Raw genomic sequence first — 18255 nt, forward strand, 5'->3', positions numbered from 1 at the left:
CTGCGCGTGCGCAGCCACTCTATGCCGGGTAGAGCGGATGATAGGGGGAGGTGAAAACGAAGGGGGTTACAAGTTGGTAATGTGCTGTTTGGCCACACTACTTAGCGCAGCAGCCGCAGGCGCAGGCGCAAGCCCGGCGCCGCATCCTCGATCTCCAGGCTGCCGCCGTGCAGGGCGGCGATGGCCGCGACGATGGACAGGCCCAGTCCATTGCCGGGCAAATGGCGACTCTTGTCGAGCCGGTAAAAACGCTGCGTCAGCTTCGGCAATTCTTCCTTGGGCACGCCGGGGCCGTTGTCGCGCACGGCCAGCCAACTGCCCTGCTCATCGCTGCCGGCCGACACTTCCACCGTGGCGCCCGGCCCAGCGTACTTGATGGCGTTGTCGACCAGGCTGGCCAGGGCGCTGCCCAGCAGGTTGCGGTCGCCGCGCGCCGGCACGCTGTCGCCATACATCTGCACCAGCAGCACGCCCTGCTCGTCAGCCGTGGCTTCATACATTTCCACGATGTCGGCGCCGATCAGCTGCAGGTCGATGTCGTCGAAATTCTCGGGACGCATGCCCGATTCGGCCGCCGCGATCTGCAGCAGCTTGTCGAACACGCGCGTCAGGTCATCGATATCGTCGATGGCCGCCTGCGCCGCGCTCTCGTAGCCGGCCACGCCCTGCTGCTGGCGCAAGGCGCCATCGAGCTTGTTGCGGATGCGGCCCAGCGGCGTACGCAGGTCGTGCGCAATGGCGTTCGAGACGTGGCGCACGCCTTCCATCAGGTGTTCGATGCGGTCGAGCATGCGGTTGATATCGCGGCTCAGCAAGCCGAATTCATCCTCGCTGGCGACGGGAATGCGCCGGCTCAGGTCGCCTGCCTCGATTTCCCCCGCCGTGCGGCGGATTTGCCCGATGCGCGCCTCGAGCTGGCGGCGGAACAGCCAGGCGCCCGCCACCACCAGCAAGATGGCCACCCCGCCGCCATAGGCCAGCGAGCGCAGCACCAGGGTACGGATGGACTTGCCCTCTTCCATGTCGCGTCCGACGAACAGGCGCGCGCCGCCCGCCAGGTCGCGGATCAGCATGCGCGCGGGCACCCTGCGCCCTTCGCGCGTGACGTCACGGTGCAGCAGGCGGCCCACGGGACTGGCAAGGTCGGGCCAGGATGACAGATTGCCCGCCACGCGGCGGCCTGCGGCGTCCACCAGCAAGAAGATCTCCGTGTCGCTGTCGGTACGGTCGGTGAGCAGATGGGCGATTTCCGCCGTCGTGCGGCTGCTGCCCCCCTGCTGGTACAGCGTGGCGAGGCGCTCCGAGAGCAGGGTCAGCTTGCGGTCCACACTGCGATCGAGCACGCCGATGGTGCCGAAATAGAATACGGCGCAGACGATGCTGATCGACACGACCACCAGCACGCCATAGCCGAGCGCCAGGCGGGCCGCAATGGAACGGTGCCAGTTACGCACCATCGAGCACGCCCAGGGTGTAGCCGACGCCGCGCACCGTGTGGATCAGCGGTGGCGAAAATTCCTTGTCCACCTTGGTGCGCAAGCGGCTCACCTGCACGTCGATGACGTTCGTCTGCGGGTCGAAATGGTAGTCCCACACGGCTTCGAGCAACATGGCGCGCGTGACGGACTGGCCCTGGTGGCGCATCAGGTATTCCAGCAAGCGAAATTCGCGCGGTTGCAGGGCGATTTGCCGGTTGGCGCGCGTCACGCGCATGGTACGCATGTCGAGCACCAGGTCGGCCACCTGCAGCTGCGTCGATTCCGGCACGGGCGCGGCGCGGCGCAGCAGCGCTTCGATGCGCGCCAGCAGTTCGGCGATGGCGAACGGTTTCGACAGGTAATCGTCGCCGCCGCTGCGCAGGCCGCGCACGCGCTCGTCGACGCTGGACAGGGCCGACAGCACCAGCACGGGCGTGTTGCGGCCCATGCCGCGCAGGCGCGCGACGATGGCCAGGCCGTCGATCTCGCCGGGCAGCAGGCGGTCGAGCACCAGCGCATCCCAGTCTTCGCCGCAGGCCAGGCGCATGCCGTCGATGCCATTGTCGCAGGCGGTGACGTCGTGGCCCGCCTCGCGCAGGCCAGCACAAATATAGCGGGAAGTTTCGGCTTCGTCTTCGATGACCAGGCAGCGCACGGGGAATTCCTTGTAAAAATCAGGCAGCAAACAGGCGCAGCATACGCCAGGCGCGCGCCACTTGCCAGCCCCGTCGCGCAGGTGCCGCCCCGCGGCTAGCCGCCTAGTTGCATTTTCCGCGCAGCTTGGCAATCGCCACGAAGGGCAAGGCATACATGCCGACGACGCCGATCGGGCCAATATTCGTCGGCTGGCGCTGCAAGCCATCGGGGTGCAGGCAGTCGGGCACCTTCGCTTCGGCAAAGGCGGCGGCAAACTGCTCGTACTTTCTGTCGGCGCGTATCGTCACCTGCTGCATGGCCGGCTGCGGCAGAGCGTCGCGCACCTGCGCCTCTTCGGCCAGCACGGCGCGCACGGCCTCGCGTATCGTCGCTTGCGTCAGCGGCGGCACGGGTGCGGGCGGCTGCGCCAAGGTCTGCGCGGCCACGCATGAACATAGCAACACAGCAAGATTCCAGATAGTTTTCATGGTCGATGCGGGCACATGGCAGGTTGGCAAGATTGCCCTGACTATAGCAGTTTTCAGGCATGCCCCCGCGTGCGGCGGGCGATGCAAGTGTCGGGTACAATACAGCCTCGACAATGTTTGGCCGCGCCCGCGCGCAGCTGTTTGTGGCGCCTTCCGGATTGCCGCGGCCTGCATCGACACCACCGCCACTAACGAACAGCAGGCACGCCCGGCGCGCGCCATAGACAAATACAGCCATGAAATCGACCCACTCTCTCGCACTGGCGCTGGCCATGGCCATCACCTGCGGCAGCGCCGCCGCCGCAGACGTAAAACAAACCATGCTGTTCGATGAAATTCCAATCGGCAGCTGGAGCACCTCCGCCGAACTGGGCGCCATCACCACCTCGGGCAATACGGTCGGCACCTCGGTGACGGGCAAGATCGACGCGCGCCAGGAACTCGATGACTGGAGCAACCAGTACATCTTCAGCGGCTACTTCAAGGAAGACGAGATCACCAGCGACGACGGACAGAAAGTGCGCGAACGTTCGGCCGAACGCTTTTCCGCTTCCGCCAAGGCCGCCTACAAGCTGATGGCCGACCATGAAAAACTGTTCGTGCTGGCTTCGCACGTGAACGACAAGTTCGGCGCCTATACCAAGTACTCGACCCTGGCCGTCGGTCATGGCTCGCGCTGGTACCAGTCGAACGACAAGAGCGTCGACGTGGAATTCGGTCCTGGCTATTTCAGCGGCACCAACGACACGGGGGAATCGGAGCACGGCCTGACGGTGCGCGGCGCGGCCGCCATGAAGTGGAAAATCAGCCAGTCGGCGATGTTTTCACAGACGCTCAGCGTCGAACGAGGTACCTCGAACACCCACTCCATCGCCGAAACGTCCCTCAGCACGAAAATCAACGGCACCATGCAAATGAAGGCCGCCTTCAGTGCCCGCAACGACACGCGCGTACCGGACGACAAGAAGAACACGGATACGCAAACGTCGCTGACCCTGGTCTATTCGTTCTGAGATGCCGGCCACGCTGATGCGGCGACTGCGCCTGGGCGCCCTGCTGTGCGCGGCGGCGCTGCTGAGCGGCTGCGCCGCCGTCACCGTCAGCGCGATCTCCCCGGCCGACTACCTGCAGCAGCGGCGCGGCGACATCCTCACCACGGGCAAACTCAGCGCCGCGGCCAGCGAAGTGCTGCGCATTATCGGCAGCGACATCGCCGCCTGCGAAACCAATACGGGCAGCTGCCGCGCCGACCTGGCCCGCTCCGAGCTGCTCAGCGACGAGCAGCGCCTGGCGACGCTGTCCGAATTGTGGCTGGAAAGCGCCCTGGCGGAAGAAAAACAGGACGGCCGTGCCAGCGCCGAGCGGCTGGCCGCCTGGCTGGAATCGGCCCGCTACGCCTACGCCTACCTGTTCTACACGACGCGCACGCCGGGCCAGCGCGCCTTCGAGGAACGCCAGACGCAAATCCGCGACTACTATAACTATGCCGTGCAAAAGGCCGTCGGCAACCTGTTCCGCCACCGCGGCGAATACCGCCCTGACGGCCATGTGATCCGCGTCGCCGGCTGGCAGATCGACAGCGAATTGTCGGCCCTGCGCCTGCCCGAAGACGGCACCCTGCCCGAAGAACTGCTGCCGGCCACCTCGCTGTCGTTTTCCGGCCTGCGCAATGTGTACCGGCGCGACGGCTTCGGCGCCGACCTGGTTGCCGTGATGCCCAGGCCAGGCGCATCGCAAGGCGAGTATGTGCCCTACCAGGAAACCCGCTTCCCCGTCGTCACGGCGCTGATCCGCTTCGACGGCAACAGCCTGCAAGAGGTATTGGCCACACAGCAGTTGATGGTGATGCTGGTCGACCCGACGCGCAGCGAATCGACGCGCATGGCGGGCCAGGAATTGCCCGTGGCGGCCAACTTCACGGCCGGCTATGGCCTGTGGCTGGCCCGTTCCGGCTTCGGCGTGCAGGCGCTGCGCACCCTGTTCGGCCGCGCCGACGGCATCTCGCGCCCGCAGGTGCACCTGATGCAGCCCTACGACCCGAACAAGCGTACCATCGTCATGCTGCACGGCCTGGCCAGCAGTCCCGAAGCGTGGATCAATGTGGCGAATGAACTGATGGGCGACGAGCAGCTGCGCCGGCGCTACCAGATCTGGCAGGTGTACTACCCCAGCAATGCGCCGCTGGCGGCCAACAACGTGGCCATCCGCCAGGCGCTGGCCGCCACCCTGGCGCATTTCGACCCTTCGGCCAAGGCGGACGCGGCGAACGACATGGTCTTGATCGGTCACAGCATGGGCGGCGTGCTGGCGCGCCTGATGGTATCGGATGCCAGCAACACCCTGCTCGACGCCATCACGGAAGAATACCATTTGAAGGGCAAGAAGGCGGAAAAAGTACGCGCCGGACTGGCGCCCTACCTCAATTTCACGGCCATGCCGCAGGTAAACCGCGCCATCTTCATCGCCGCACCGCACCGCGGCACCTCGTTCGCCAACCACAAGGTGGCGCGCTGGATCGCCAATCTCGTCACCCTGCCCATCAACATGCTCGAGCAGCTGTCGGACGCCGCCGGCAGCCTGGCGCAGCTCGACACGGGCAGCAGCGAGCCGCTGCGCATCCCCAACAGCATCGATAACCTCAGTGACAAGGACCCGTTCGTGCGCCTGGTGGCGGACCTGCCCATCAGCCCGACAGTGCGCTACTACTCCATCATGGGCAACGACACGCCGGACCTGCCCCTGGCCGAGTCCAGCGACGGCGTGGTGCCCTACGCCAGCGCCCACCTCGACGGCGCGCTGTCGGAAAAAGTCATCCCTTCGTGGCACAGCGTGCAGGAAAGCCCGCAGGCGATCCTGGAGATACGGCGGATTTTGCGTCTGCCGGATTAGCTACCCGTCGCGGCGGATGCCTCACCGGGCAAAAAGCATTTTGATGCTCCAGGAAGGAAGTCGACGGAAATTTAGCGCAGCATCTTCGCTTCATTCCAAGATACCGTGTTTATCGAGCAGCGCAATCGTGAGAATTAGCTGAACAGATACGCAGTAATGGCCGTGGCAGCGCTCGCAGTACCGATCCTTTTCACTGTATCGCTCACCGCTTGCGGAAAGTCCTTTTTACCATTCAGCATAGAGATCAACTCATATCCGGTACTGATCGCGGCTGACAACTCGGCAGAATTGAGCACACGGTCATCCACAGTGTTGGCAGCGACTGCTTCAAGGTCATGATTGACCTGTCCTGTAATTTCAACGTTGTCTATGCCGCTGGAGTGCACTCCACTCATGCGCTCGGCGGTTTCATTGGTGACCAATACGTCGATATCCGGGTAGCGTTCCACGTGCTCCCTCACATAGGCTGCGCTATCGGTCGCTTTCAACTGGATGGTATCGACAACTTCATCCGTGCCGAACGACTTTATCTCGATATCGGCGCCGGCATGATTGGTCGCGCCAAACAATGCGGCGTAGTTGTCTTCGTGTTTATCGTTGTACTGACGAACCCACAGCACCTCATGATAGATGCCCTTGATGTTGTTGGCGATGCCTTTCAACTGGTCGGCATCATAACCGTCGAGATAGTCGCTCAGTTCGGCTTCGGAAGCGCCGTCCAGGCTTGCGCTGGAACGCCGCAGCGCATCGAGCACCAACGCGCTTTCAACGCTGCCATCGACGGCGGTGCGCGTCAGCAGCGCATAGAACACGCCGCCGATCACGTATTCGTAGGAACGCGATTTGGCCGCGCTGCCAGGCTCGATAAATTGACTGAAACCGTCGATCACCACGCGCTGGTAGTCCACCAGCACATGCTGCCTGAACGCGAGGGCATGCTTGACATCGAGATTGCCGCAAATGGCATCGGCATGCTCGATCAGCAGGGCTTGCAAGGGCAGCAAGGTATTGTTCAGTAGTCCGGTTGCGACATCGGCATCGACGCGGCCCGTTTCATCCGCCAACAGATCATCGATCATGGCGATCAGGAACCAGCAGGATTGCACGACGCGCTGCTCGACATCAGGCAAGCTCTCAAAGGTGCGTCGTTCGGAACCGAGCAATTTGTAGGCACCTAGCCCGGCGATAATGCCCAGGCCTCCGGTCAGTAGCGCACCTGCCGCCATGCCACCACCCAACAGGCTGCCAACCCAGGCCAACGTGGCATTAGTCGCCGCCGCGCCCGACAGGCTGGCGATCGCCGTACCGGTACCCGCCGTGCCGAAAGTGCCAACCAGCGCCAGCAAGGCGCCCGTCGTCGCTACGCCGGTGATTTTCGACACGATGGCGGCGCCAAATTGCCCTGCCGCCTTTTCCGCTTCGCCCGCGCTGATTTGCATGATGCAGGCGGAAATATGATTGAGTTCGTTCCTGGTATTGCGCAGCAGCTCATCGACATTGGCGGCAGAAAAATATGGCTTGATGATACTGCGGGTCGCGCCGTAGCTTTGCTCCAGCAGCTTGCCCACTGATTGCAAATGCCTGTCCAGTTCATGTTGCCTGACCAACTGCGCCGCAGGGTCTGCCACATGAGTCCTGATTGCATCGCCGAGCGTGCCCAGGTGCCGCTTCAAGCCGGACTCTTCCGCGATGCGCTGAGTGGCTTCCTTTGTCTGTAGCGTGGCGGCGGCGACCGCTTGCACCGCGACGCCGGCCTTGCCGGAAATGTCATGCCGCTTATCGACTTGTTGCGCCAGCGCGGCAATGGTGTCGCCCGTCTTCTTCAACTCGCCGGTGATGGCGTGCTTGTCATCGAGTTTCTTCAGTCCGCTTTTCGCGTCACCCAGGGCGAGCGACGCCTTGTCAGACCATGCTGCGCCGGTTTCGATGGCTCGCTTCTGGACGCGGCGCATCCATGACAATTCCTTTTTCATCGCGCTCGCCCTTCTTCGGTCACGCGACGGCTTGCGCCACAATCACGTCGGCCAGCTTGCGCTGCAAGGCGCTGGCGTCCGCGATCCGGGCTTTCATCTGATCGCACAGCGCCATCAGTTCATCGACCTTGGTAACGATTCGATGTTGTTCCGCAAACGAAGGCAAAGCCATTACAAGATTTCTTAATATACCTAATGCGATAAATGGTTGCGCCCCACCAACAGCAGTAGACTGCAAATTTAACGCAAGATTTTCGGTATATTTTTTAATAAAAAATGGAAAAGTAAGGTTTTTATTATAAAACTTAAATAGTGCAACATTTTTAATGCTAAATTGGCGATCATCGTTAACCATTACTTGATTCCCGATATTCCCACCAATCATGGAAAACAAAATATCATATTTCTCAACATACGATCTTTTAGAAATTTCAAAATGATCTAATTTTGATATTTTTTTTGCAGTATGGAAATTTATACCGCCATTAATAAAATCTTTACTCGTAACTAAAGGATATGTATCAAATCCATCCGACTCCTTTGGTGAACTATGAGTTCCGTCTCGAAGATCAATTACAGATTGAAGTCTTACCCACTCCCATCCCTGCGGCAAGGAAAATGGTTTCTCATTATCGATTATCGCTGCCAGTGGTTTTTCCTTCTTGATCTTACCTTCAAGAACCAGCCTGGCCTTTTCAACCTGTATGCGCTCAAGCAAAGCGCTAGCCGGTTCGTCGCTTGGGTCTTGCGGCACCAGCCTGCCCATCACCGCCAGTTGCAGCAGCGTTTGCTTCAACGCATCGATGCTGGCTTCGCTCGTGAACAACATGTCGAAATGTGCGGCGATGCGTTGCCAGGCTGCACTGAAGTCAACGCTGTCTTGTGATGCGGTCAGCGTGGCCAGCAGGTGACTGACGAGCTTCTCGTGGGCAACTGCGGCATCCGTATAGCCGGCTTCCAGTTGGTCACACAGCGCCATCAATTCATCAATCTTGGCGACGATGCGATGTTGTTCGGCAAATGGCGGAGTTGGCACGTAATAGCCCAATAATTCATCTTGTCGAATACCTGCAACCGTCATTCCACTACCAGTGATTTTTAACGTTCTATAAAAATTTACAAAATAATCAACATTGAAAAATGAAGTGAGTTTTAGAGCTTTAAGGTCTTGATTTATTGCCACGTCAACAGCTGCTATTGCTATTTTCCCCAATCCCATTCTTGTGCATATTAACAAACTTCCCTTTTCGGCAAGTTTACTTCCGGCGTCCAGTCCTTTTTTTGTAATGAAATCTTGAGTTGATTCAAGAAATTTTTCCACGTTTAAATCTTTAACACTCGCCCAAGGAATTTCACCGTTCCAAAATTCTGAATTATTTTTACTTGGCGTACCACCACTGATAATACTTAAAACGAAATCATTGATTCTTGCCCATTCCCATCCATGGGGCAAAGGGAACGGAGACTCTTCCTCTGTGATTGATGCCGCTGCTTTATCTTTCTTGATCTTTCCTTCGGCTATCAGTCTGGCTTTTTCAATCCGTATTTTCTTCAGCAATTCACTGGCAGATTCATCGTGAAAATTTTGCGCCACCAGCTTGCCGCGAACGGCCAGTTCCAGTATCAGTTCGCGCAGTTTCTTGACGCCATACACGGTGCCAGCACTACCGGAAGCGCGACCGCGTCCCGTTTTCTTGGCAGTGTCGGCGCCGGTCCACAAGCCGATGTTCTCGGTCAATAGTTGCTGGATCTGATTCATGCCGGCTCACCGCGCTGCAGCGCTTCGGCCAGCACGTCTTTCAATGTTGCGCGTAGCGCGGCGATGTGGGCTTGCATCGCGCTATACTGGGCCAGCAACACCTCGGGGTCGTGGATTTCCTGCTCGCCGACGTGCGGGTTCTTGCAGTCGAGGTTGTAGTTGCGTGCCTTGATGTCAGCTACGCTGATTTTCCACGCCTGTTCGTTTTCGACCCGGGTGGCAAAACGGTCGGCTTCGCTGCCCCACCATGCGGCTTCGACGTCGAATTCTTCGATACGCATCGGCTTGGTCTTGTTGTAGCTTTTGACGCCCGGCGGGTACGGGTGTTCGTAGAACCAGATATCGGTCGTCGGCGTGCCCTTGCTAAAAAATAGCAGATTGGTCTTGATGCCGGTGTACGGCGCGAACACGCCATTGGGCAGGCGCACGATGGTGTGCAGGTTGCATTCTTCGAGCAGCTTTTCCTTGATGCGGGTCTTGATGCCTTCGCCGAACAGGAAGCCGTCCGGCAGCACCAGTGCCGCACGTCCGCCGTTTTTGAGCATCTGCATGATCAGCACCAGGAACAGGTCGGCCGTCTCGCGGGTGCGGAAAGTCGCCGGAAAGTTGGTTTCGATGCCATCTTCTTCCATGCCGCCAAATGGTGGATTGGTGACGACGACATCGACCCGCTCCTTTGGCCCCCAGCTGATCAGCGGGCGCGCCAAGGTGTTGTCGTGGCGGATATTGCTGGGCACGTCGATGCCATGCAAGATCATGTTGGTGGTGCACAGCAAATGCGGCATCGGCTTTTTTTCGATACCGAATATGGCCGCTTGCAGTTGCGCTTCGTCATCGACTGTCTTCACATCGTGCTTGCGGATGTGCTCGATGGAGCAAGTCAGGAAGCCGCCGGTGCCGCAGGCCGGGTCCATCACTTTTTCACCCAGGCGCGGGTTGACCATGCGTACCATGAATTCTGTCACGGCGCGCGGTGTGTAGAACTCGCCGGCATTGCCCGCTGCCTGCAGATCGCGCAGCAATTGCTCGTACATGTCGCCAAACAAGTGGCGCTCCTGCGCCTTGTTGAAGTCGATGCCTTCCTGGATCTTGTTGATCACTTGCCGGATCAGCTGGCCCGACTTCATGTAATTGTAGGCGTCCTCGAATACCGAGCGGACCACATGAGCGCGCTGGTCGTTGCCCTTGGCTTGAAGTTGTTGCAGGTTCGGGAACAGCTCATTGTCGAGAAACTGCTTCAACTCGTCGCCCGTCATGCCCTCGGCATCGGCAGCCCAGTTGCGCCAGCGATATCGCTCCGGCAATGGCGACTTGTAATTATCTTGCAGCAACTCCCATTCGCTTTCGCGGTCATCGAAGATTTTCAGGAACAGCATCCAGACCAGCTGGCTCAGGCGCTGCGCATCACCATCGACGCCGACATCCTTGCGCATGGTGTCCTGGATCGATTTGATGGTGGAAGAAATACTCATAATTCGTGATGCTTTTCTATTAGTTTGTTTCAGGCATAGAGCCGGGTTTTTAATTCATCAAGGGCGGCAATGTAGCCTGTCTTGCCGCCGAAGGCTGACACCAGTTCGCTGGCCGTGCCCATGTTCTTGAACGGGTCCAGCGTCAATATCTTGATGTCTTCGATATTCCTGATGCCGGTGTCGGCATATTTTTCCAGCAACGTTTCGAGAACGCGGCGCGCCTGTTCACCGTAATTGGCGAAGTAATTGCGTTTTTTTACGTTGTCGGCGCGCTCGCGGCGGGTCAGCGGCGGCTGGTCGAAAGCGACGTGGCAGATCAGATCGAAGGCGTCGAAATCCTTGCCCACTTCGTCAGCCAGTGCCTCGAAAAACACACCGTGCTGCTCCAGTTCAGCGAGGATGGCGGCCTTGCGCTCGCTGCCCGTCCAACGCAGCAGGAATTGGTCAAGCGAGGCATAATCCTTGAGCACCGTGTTTCGCGTGTAATCCTTCAGAGATTCAGTAATCAGCTTGCCTTCTGGCCCGTAATACTGGATGCGTTCGGCAACGACATACACCGTCACATCGCCGAGCACGTATTTTACACGCCCGGGACCGGGGCGGTCACCACCAAGGCTGTCACTGTCACCGCCAAAGTCGCCGCTGTCATCGCCAAGCGGATCACCGGCTGGAATGGGATTACCGTCCTCGTCGAAGATGACTTCTGGCACTTCGTCTGGCGGCACCGGCGATTCGTCGCCTTTCGGCGCATAAATCATGACCGGGTCGCCATCGAACGCCGGGTCGGCAAACAACTCGGTCGCTTTTTTGAAATCCATGATGGTGAACCAGTATTTGTCGTAGTCCTCGTTGATGCGGGTGCCCCGTCCGATGATCTGCTTGAACTCGGTAATCGACTTGATGTGCTGGTCGAGGACAATCAACTTGCAGGTCTGCGCATCCACACCCGTCGTCATCAGCTTGGAGGTGGTGGCAATCACCGGGTAAGGCTGTTCCGGGTTGATGAAGTTGTCCAGCTCAGCTTTGCCCTCCTGCTCATCCCCGGTAATGCGCATCACATACTTACGGTTTTGCAAAACGCGTTCGGGATTCAGATTGACCAGCGCCTGGCGCATGCGCTCGGCATGGTCAATATCATCACAAAACACAATGGTTTTGGCATACGGGTCGGTAGCGACCAAGAATTCGGTGATCTTTTTGGCCACCAGCTCCGTGCGCTTTTCCAGCACCAAGGTGCGGTCCATGTCGATCTGGTTGTACACGCGGTCTTCAATCAGCTGACCGGTCTTGTCTGTCTGGCCCTTGCTGGGACGCCAGCCCTGCACGTCCTTGTCGATGTCGATGCGCACGACCTTGTATGGCGCCAGGAAACCATCCTCGATGCCTTGCCTGAGCGTGTAGGTGTAGACCGGATCACCAAAATAATAGATGCTGGAAACATCCTTCGTTTCCTTCGGCGTAGCGGTCAAGCCGACATGCGTGGCGGAAGAAAAATAGGCCAGAATTTCGCGCCACGCGGAGTCTTCCGCAGCACTGCCGCGATGGCATTCGTCGATCACGATCAGGTCGAAAAACTCGGGAGAAAACTGCTTGTAGATATCCTGCTCGTCATCGCTGCCGGTGACCGCCTGATAGAGCGAAAGATAGATTTCATAACTGGGGTCGATCTTGCGCTTGCTGATCTTGGTCATCTTGCCGCCGAACGGCTTGAAATCGTTGTTCTTGGTCTGGTCCACCAAGATATTTCGGTCAGCCAGGAACAGGATGCGCTTCTTTGCGCCAGACTTCCACAGACGCCAGATAATCTGGAACGCGGTATAGGTCTTGCCGGTGCCGGTCGCCATCACCAGCAAGATACGCTGCTGGCCCTTGGCAACCGCCTCTACCGTGTTATTGATCGCATTGGCCTGATAGTAGCGCGGCGCGCGGCCGGTGCCATCGTCGTAGTACGGCATCTCGACGACATGGCGCGCGGCCTCGGATTCCAGCCCCTTCCACTGGCAATAACGCTGCCACAGTTGATCTGGCGACGGGAAAGCATCCAGCGCCAGTTCTTGCTCGATTTTGCCAGGCAGCCCGGTACGGTCGTGCATCAAAAAAGCATCGCCGTTGGAACTGAACACAAACGGCGCACCCAGTGATTCGGCATAGTTCAATGCCTGCTGCATGCCGGCGCCGACGCTGTGGCCATTTTCCTTCGCTTCGATCACCGCCAGCGCAATATTTGGCTTGTAATACAACACGTAGTCGGCGAACTTGCGCTCGCCACGGGTGTGCAGCTTGCCTCGCACGATGACGCGGCCTTTGGTGAAAAACACTTCTTCGCGAATCTGGCTATGCAAATCCCAGCCTGCATCAATGATGGCCGGCGTGATGTACTTGCTGCAGATGTCGCGTTCCGAAAGCTGTTTCTTTTCCATTTTGGCCTTATCCTTCATCTCATTGCTGGTACCCGGCGCTGGCACGCATGCAGGGTAGTGGAAAGCTCATATGCGGGCGTAGGTGCCTTGTGCAAGCGGCCAATATCGTTGGCGGAATGGCCCGCCGCGTCCGGCATAGGGCAAGCACGCAACACTTTAACAGTCAGTTAAGTGATTGCCAATTTTTTCTAATGGATAAGACACTCCTGCCGGGGCATGTAGGGCCGACTGGCGCAGGAAATGTAATTGTGCCCGGTATGATTTCAGAGAAATTCAAAGGCACGATGCAAAAAGGTAGATGGCAAGAAGGCATTTTCCTTGCTATCTACCTTCGAAGTTCTACGGACACCGTCTCCGTCAGTTTGGCCGACATTCTCAGGGTATCTGGCGCACTCCCAGCATCACACCGGCTCGCGCCACTTGTCCTTGATCTCCAGCATGGCTGGCAGCTGTTCGATGAACAGCGCCAGCAGGGTCGGATCGAAGTGCGTGCCGCTGTCGCGCTGCATGGTGGCGATGGCTTCTTCGACCGTCCAGGCGCGCTTGTAGGGGCGCTCGCTGGTGAGCGCGTCGAAGACGTCGGCGATGGCGACGATGCGGCCTTCGTGGGGGATTTCCTCGCCTTGCAAGCCTTGCGGATAGCCGCTGCCATCCCATTTCTCGTGGTGCGTCAGGGCGATGATGCGCGCCATTTTCAGCAGGCCTCCCGCATGCTCGCCGATGATGGCCGCGCCGATTTCCGCATGGCGGCGCATGACGCTCCATTCGTCCGCATCGAGCTTGCCCGGCTTTTGCAGGATGGCGTCGGGGATGCCGATCTTGCCCACGTCGTGCATGGGCGCCGCATTCAATAAATCTTCCGCCCTGGCCGCGCTGTAGCCGGCCGCCAGCGCCAACTGGCGCGCGTAATAGCTCATGCGGATGACGTGCATGCCCGTCTCGTTGTCCTTGTATTCGGCGGCCTGGCCCAGGGTCTGGATCACCTGCAGGCGCGAGCGGCGCAATTCCTCGGCATCGACCAGCGACAAATGCGTGCGCACGCGGGCGCGCACGATGGACGGGCTGACGGGCTTGGTGATGTAGTCGACGGCGCCGGCGTCAAAGCCGTCCGCCTCGTCCTTCACGTCGCACAGGGCTGTGACGAAGATCACGGGGATGGACGCGGTGGCCGGCATGGCTTTCAGCTGGCGGCACACTTCGTAGCCCGTCATGGCGGGCATCATGATGTCGAGCAGGATCAGTTCGACGGGATTGTTCTGCGCCAGTTCCAGCGCCTTCTCGCCATCCTTGGCATACAGCAGGCGATAATCATCCTGCAAAATTTGCCGCAGCACCTGCAGATTCGTCGCTTCGTCGTCCACCAGCAGCAGGATCGGTTTGTCTTCGTGTAAGGTCATCGTTAGCCCAATATCAGGAAAGGTCGGCCGGCGCGGGAGCCTCAAGCCACGCCAGCAACTGGCGCAGCACGTCCGCGGCGCGCGCAAATTCAAAATCGTCGATGGCGCTGGCCAGCGCCTGCAGGCGCTGCTGCTGGCCGTGCGGCGCCAGCATGGCGGCGATCCGCGCCATCAGGGCGTCGTCCAGCTGTCCGCCGTCCAGGCTGACGATGGCTTGCCGCAGCAAGGCGCCAGCGGCGGATGCATCGAGGGGTGCGGCGGCATCAGGCGTTGCATTGGCATGCGCCGGGGTCGCCATCGCACCCTCCTCCAGCTCGCCGGCGAGCGCCATGAAGGCGGCCGCCAGTTGTACCAGCAATTCGGTGGCCGGCAACTGGCGCGCGATGGCTTGCTCGATGCGTCCCAGCAGACTTTCGACCTGCACCAGGCACAGGTTGCCCGCCGCGCCCTTGATACGGTGCAGCAGGTGGCCCGCCACGCTGCCATCGCCACGTTCCAGTTCCGCCGCCAGCATGGCGGCGCAATCGCCATTGGCCTGCACGAAGCGCGCGATGGCCCGATGCAGGGTCTCGCGACCGCCCCACAGGGCGATGCCGCGCTGCCAGTCCACCTGACCTGCGGCCGCACGCGCCGCCGAGCCGGCCGCCGGCGGCGGCATGGCCACGGCGATATCGAGCAGGCGGGCGATTTCCGCCGTCAGCTTGTGCATTTCCAGCGGCTTCGAGGCAAAACCGTTCATGCCCGCCGTCTGCGCGGCGCGCCGGTCCTGCTCCAGTACGCTGGCCGTCAGGGCGATGATGGGCGTCGCCTTCAAGCCCTGTTCGCGCTCGTACACGCGGATCAGGCGTGTCGCTTCCAGGCCATCCATGCGCGGCATCTGCACGTCCATCAGGACGATGTCGAAGCTGCCACGGCTGAACTCGCGCACGGCGCTCTCGCCATCGCTGGCGGCGATCACCTGGTGGCCGGCAGCGCCCAGGCTGATCTGCAGCAGTTCCACGTTCTGCGGCACGTCGTCGGCCACCAGGATGCGCAGCGGCGGCAAGGCCACCACGGGCTGTTCGCTGCGGCGCGCCACGGCCTTGCCCGGCGCCAGTGGCAGCAATACATGGAACACGCTGCCCACGCCCAGGGTGCTTTCCACCGTGATGGTGCCCCCCATCAGTTCGACCAGCTGCAGCGAAATCGTCGTGCCCAGGCCCGTGCCGCCAAAGCGGCGACTCATGGAAGAATCGGCTTGCGTAAACGGGGCAAAGATCTTGTCCAGGCGGTCGGCGGGGATGCCGATGCCCGTGTCGTGCACGGCGATATGCACCTGCTCGCCCTGCATGGCGACGGCCACGCGCACGTGGCCCACTTCCGTGAACTTGACGGCGTTGCCGATCAAATTCGTCAGCACCTGCTGCAGCCGGCGCGCGTCGCCCAGGAAGAACTGGCCCATGCCAGGATCGACGTCGACGTGCAGCACCAGGTCGCGCGCCTGCGCCGTGATGCGCAGGGAGGCCGCCACATGGTCGACCAGGTCCGGCAGCGAAAAGTCCACCAGTTCCAGCTCGGTGGCGCCTTTTTCCAGCTTGGCCGTGTCGAGGATGTCGTTGAGCAGCTCGAGCAGCGAACGGGCCGACTGGCGCACCGTGCCCAGGTGGCGGCGCTGCAGGCTGTCCAGGGCGGTCCCCAGCAGCACTTCCGTAAAGCCGATGATGGCGTTCATCGGCGTGCGGATTTCATGGCTCATGTTGGCCAGGAAGCTGGTTTTCGATTCGGCGGCCAGCTCGGCGCGGTCTTTTGCCGCGCGCAGGTTTTCCTGCATGGCGCGCCGCTCGCTCACGTCGGTGGCCAGCTTGACCACCTTGAACGGCTTGCCGTCCGCGTTGAAGATCGGGTTGTACGAAGCCTGTATCCACACTTCCCGGCCATGCTTGTCGATGCGCTTGTACTCGCCCGTATTGAATTCGCCCTGCGCCAGCTGCTGCCAGAACGCGATGTAGTCGGGCGAAGTGACATACGCCGGTTCGCAGAAGATGCTGTGGTGCAGACCCAGCACGTCTTCGAGCCGGTAGCCGACCAGGTCGAGGAAGTTCTGGTTCGCTTCCAGGATGCGTCCCTGCAGGTCGAACTCGATGACGGCCGTCGCGCGCGAGATGGCTGTCACCTTGCCTTCGTATTCGGCGTTGCGCAATTCGCTTTCCGTGATGTCGAGGATGACGCCGTCGATCCAGCGCACCACGCCATCGTTGTCGAGCACGGGGCCGCTGCTTTCGCGCACCCAGCGCTCGCGCCCGTCGCGGTGAATCACGCGGTAGACGTTCTCGAAGTCGCGCCGTTCGCCGGCCGCCTGCACGCAGGTGTCGTTGACGCGCTGGCGGTCGTCCGGATGCACGAGCTCGAACAGCCTGACCCGCCCTTCGATGAAGTCCTGCGGCATCCAGCCCGTCAGGTTGAAGACGGCGTCGCTGATGAAGATCATCTTCCATTCGGGCGCGAAGCTGCAGTGGAAGGACACGCCGGGGATGTTGCGGATCAGGGTGCGGTACTGGCGCTCGCTGTCCTTCAGCGCCTGCTCCATGCTGCGCGACGAGCGCATGTCCGTGACAAACGCCACGAACAGGGGCTGGCCCGGCGTGTCGATCTTGCCGATCGCCACGCGCATGGGCAGCACGGCGCCATCCTTGTGGCAGCCATCGAGTTCGCGCCCGCTGTCGAGGATGCGCGAGGCGCCCGTTTCCAGGTAGTCGCGCAAATAGCCCTCGTACGCGGCCGCATCGGCTGCTTGCAGCAGCACGCTGGCGTCGCGCCCCACGATCTGCGCTTCGGACCAGCCAAACAGGCTTTCCGCGGCGGGATTGAAGGAGCGCACTTTGCCCTGGCCATCGATGGTGATCAGGCCATCGGCCGCCGTATCGACGATGGCGCGCAGGCGCGACTCGCTGGCGCTGGCATGGCGCAGCAACTGGCGGTAGCGCAGCAAGCCGTTCGCGGCGGCCACGAAGACGGTCAGGGTGACGGTGATCAGGGCCACGGCCAGGGCCACGAACGAGGCTTGCACCGTGATCGTGTTCTCGCCTGCCGTGGGCGTGCCGGAAAAGCGCGCCGCCAGCATGCCCGTGTAATGCATGCCTGAAATGGCCAGGCCCATCACCACGCTGCTGACCAGCAGCGCCGTCAGCGGACTGAGGCGCTGGCGCATGGCGCTCAGGCCGAAGCGTATCCACAGCGCCAGCATGGCCATGGTGACGGCCACCAGCAGCGACAAGGCAAACAGCCACGGCTGGTAGTGCAGGGTCAGCGAAGTTTGCATGGCGGCCATGCCGCTGTAATGCATGGAGCCGATGCCCAGCCCCACCAGCACGCCGCCCACCACCAGTTGGCGCCAGCTGATGCGCGGACGCGCCAGCAAGTGCAACGCCACCCACGACGCGGCCACGCCGGGCAGCATCGACAGTAGCGTCAGACCGGGTTCGAAGGACACGCGCGTGCAGATATCAAAAGCCAGCATGCCGATGAAGTGCATCGACCAGATGCCGCCGCCCAGCGCGATGGCGCCCGTGATGATGGCCGTCTGGCGCTGGAAGCCCCGCTCGCTGCTGCGCGCCATGCCGGCGATCTGCAGGGCCATGAACGAGGCAAAGATGGCGATGCCGATGGAAAACAATACCAGCCAGGCATCGTGCGTGCCGTAGATATACGGCACGGTATCGGTCGATACGGCAAAGATGGAACTCAGCATACTGTCGTGAACTACA

At 60.7% G+C, this 18255-nt stretch carries 11 protein-coding genes; 2 read left to right on the forward strand and 9 right to left on the reverse strand.

All coding sequences use genetic code 11. The features are described 5' to 3' along the window. Nucleotides 1-101: 101 nt before the first annotated feature. The 3 genes from O0882_RS09805 to O0882_RS09815 form a co-directional block, all read right to left on the reverse strand. Nucleotides 102-1457, reverse strand: a complete 1356-nt coding sequence (locus O0882_RS09805) for a HAMP domain-containing sensor histidine kinase (RefSeq protein ID WP_289947457.1) — start codon at nucleotides 1455-1457, stop codon at nucleotides 102-104. Further along, complete coding sequence (locus tag O0882_RS09810; RefSeq protein WP_071077124.1) at nucleotides 1447-2133, reverse strand: winged helix-turn-helix domain-containing protein; 687 nt, start codon at nucleotides 2131-2133, stop codon at nucleotides 1447-1449. Before O0882_RS09810 ends, O0882_RS09805 begins: the two co-directional genes overlap by 11 nt. 103 nt (nucleotides 2134-2236) lie before the next feature. Then, the gene (locus tag O0882_RS09815; RefSeq protein ID WP_289947458.1) at nucleotides 2237-2602 is read right to left on the reverse strand and encodes a hypothetical protein; all 366 of its coding nucleotides are present in this window, start codon (nucleotides 2600-2602) and stop codon (nucleotides 2237-2239) included. Between the two features lie 236 nt (nucleotides 2603-2838). On the opposite strand from O0882_RS09815, the gene O0882_RS09820 reads away from it, so the two are divergent. Together O0882_RS09820 and O0882_RS09825 are read left to right on the forward strand one after the other, a co-directional pair. Then, entirely contained in the window at nucleotides 2839-3615 is a 777-nt protein-coding gene (locus tag O0882_RS09820; RefSeq protein ID WP_289947460.1) for a DUF481 domain-containing protein, read from the forward strand. Nucleotides 3616-3631: 16 nt separating this feature from the next. Beyond that, entirely contained in the window at nucleotides 3632-5491 is a 1860-nt protein-coding gene (locus tag O0882_RS09825; RefSeq protein ID WP_289947462.1) for an alpha/beta fold hydrolase, read from the forward strand. Nucleotides 5492-5625: 134 nt separating this feature from the next. Here O0882_RS09825 and O0882_RS09830 read toward each other — a convergent pair whose 3' ends face one another. The 6 genes from O0882_RS09830 to O0882_RS09855 all read right to left on the reverse strand — a co-directional run bounded on the left by O0882_RS09830 (nucleotide 5626) and on the right by O0882_RS09855 (nucleotide 18239). After that, on the reverse strand, nucleotides 5626-7464 hold the full coding sequence (locus O0882_RS09830) for a hypothetical protein (protein ID WP_289947464.1): 1839 nt from the start codon (nucleotides 7462-7464) through the stop codon (nucleotides 5626-5628). Nucleotides 7465-7483: 19 nt separating this feature from the next. Next, nucleotides 7484-9223, reverse strand: coding sequence for a restriction endonuclease subunit S (locus O0882_RS09835; protein WP_289947465.1), 1740 nt, complete (start codon nucleotides 9221-9223; stop codon nucleotides 7484-7486). After that, entirely contained in the window at nucleotides 9220-10695 is a 1476-nt protein-coding gene (locus O0882_RS09840; protein ID WP_289947467.1) for a class I SAM-dependent DNA methyltransferase, read from the reverse strand. The genes O0882_RS09835 and O0882_RS09840 overlap by 4 nt, the downstream gene beginning before the upstream one ends. A gap of 29 nt (nucleotides 10696-10724) precedes the next feature. Beyond that, entirely contained in the window at nucleotides 10725-13115 is a 2391-nt protein-coding gene (hsdR, locus tag O0882_RS09845; protein ID WP_289947470.1) for an EcoAI/FtnUII family type I restriction enzme subunit R, read from the reverse strand. Between the two features lie 401 nt (nucleotides 13116-13516). After that, nucleotides 13517-14512 (reverse strand): HD domain-containing phosphohydrolase, encoded by a 996-nt coding sequence (locus O0882_RS09850; protein ID WP_289947472.1) that lies wholly within the window; start codon nucleotides 14510-14512, stop codon nucleotides 13517-13519. 13 nt (nucleotides 14513-14525) lie between these two features. Then, a complete protein-coding gene (locus O0882_RS09855; RefSeq protein WP_289947473.1) occupies nucleotides 14526-18239 on the reverse strand; it encodes a PAS domain S-box protein in 3714 nt (1237 codons plus the stop codon). Nucleotides 18240-18255: the final 16 nt, after the last annotated feature.

It is taken from the genome of Janthinobacterium sp. SUN073 (genome assembly GCF_030397665.1).
Taxonomy (GTDB): Bacteria; Pseudomonadota; Gammaproteobacteria; order Burkholderiales; family Burkholderiaceae_D; genus Janthinobacterium.

Coding starts and splice junctions, on each gene's coding strand:
- O0882_RS09825 (WP_289947462.1), top strand. CDS start 3,632: ATGCGGCGACTGCGCCTGGGCGCCCTGCTGTGCGCGGCGGCGCTGCTG.
- O0882_RS09835 (WP_289947465.1), bottom strand. CDS start 9,223: ATGAATCAGATCCAGCAACTATTGACCGAGAACATCGGCTTGTGGACC.
- O0882_RS09850 (WP_289947472.1), bottom strand. CDS start 14,512: ATGACCTTACACGAAGACAAACCGATCCTGCTGCTGGTGGACGACGAA.
- O0882_RS09820 (WP_289947460.1), top strand. CDS start 2,839: ATGAAATCGACCCACTCTCTCGCACTGGCGCTGGCCATGGCCATCACC.
- O0882_RS09840 (WP_289947467.1), bottom strand. CDS start 10,695: ATGAGTATTTCTTCCACCATCAAATCGATCCAGGACACCATGCGCAAG.
- O0882_RS09855 (WP_289947473.1), bottom strand. CDS start 18,239: ATGCTGAGTTCCATCTTTGCCGTATCGACCGATACCGTGCCGTATATC.
- O0882_RS09815 (WP_289947458.1), bottom strand. CDS start 2,602: ATGAAAACTATCTGGAATCTTGCTGTGTTGCTATGTTCATGCGTGGCC.
- O0882_RS09805 (WP_289947457.1), bottom strand. CDS start 1,457: ATGGTGCGTAACTGGCACCGTTCCATTGCGGCCCGCCTGGCGCTCGGC.
- O0882_RS09830 (WP_289947464.1), bottom strand. CDS start 7,464: ATGAAAAAGGAATTGTCATGGATGCGCCGCGTCCAGAAGCGAGCCATC.
- hsdR (WP_289947470.1), bottom strand. CDS start 13,115: ATGGAAAAGAAACAGCTTTCGGAACGCGACATCTGCAGCAAGTACATC.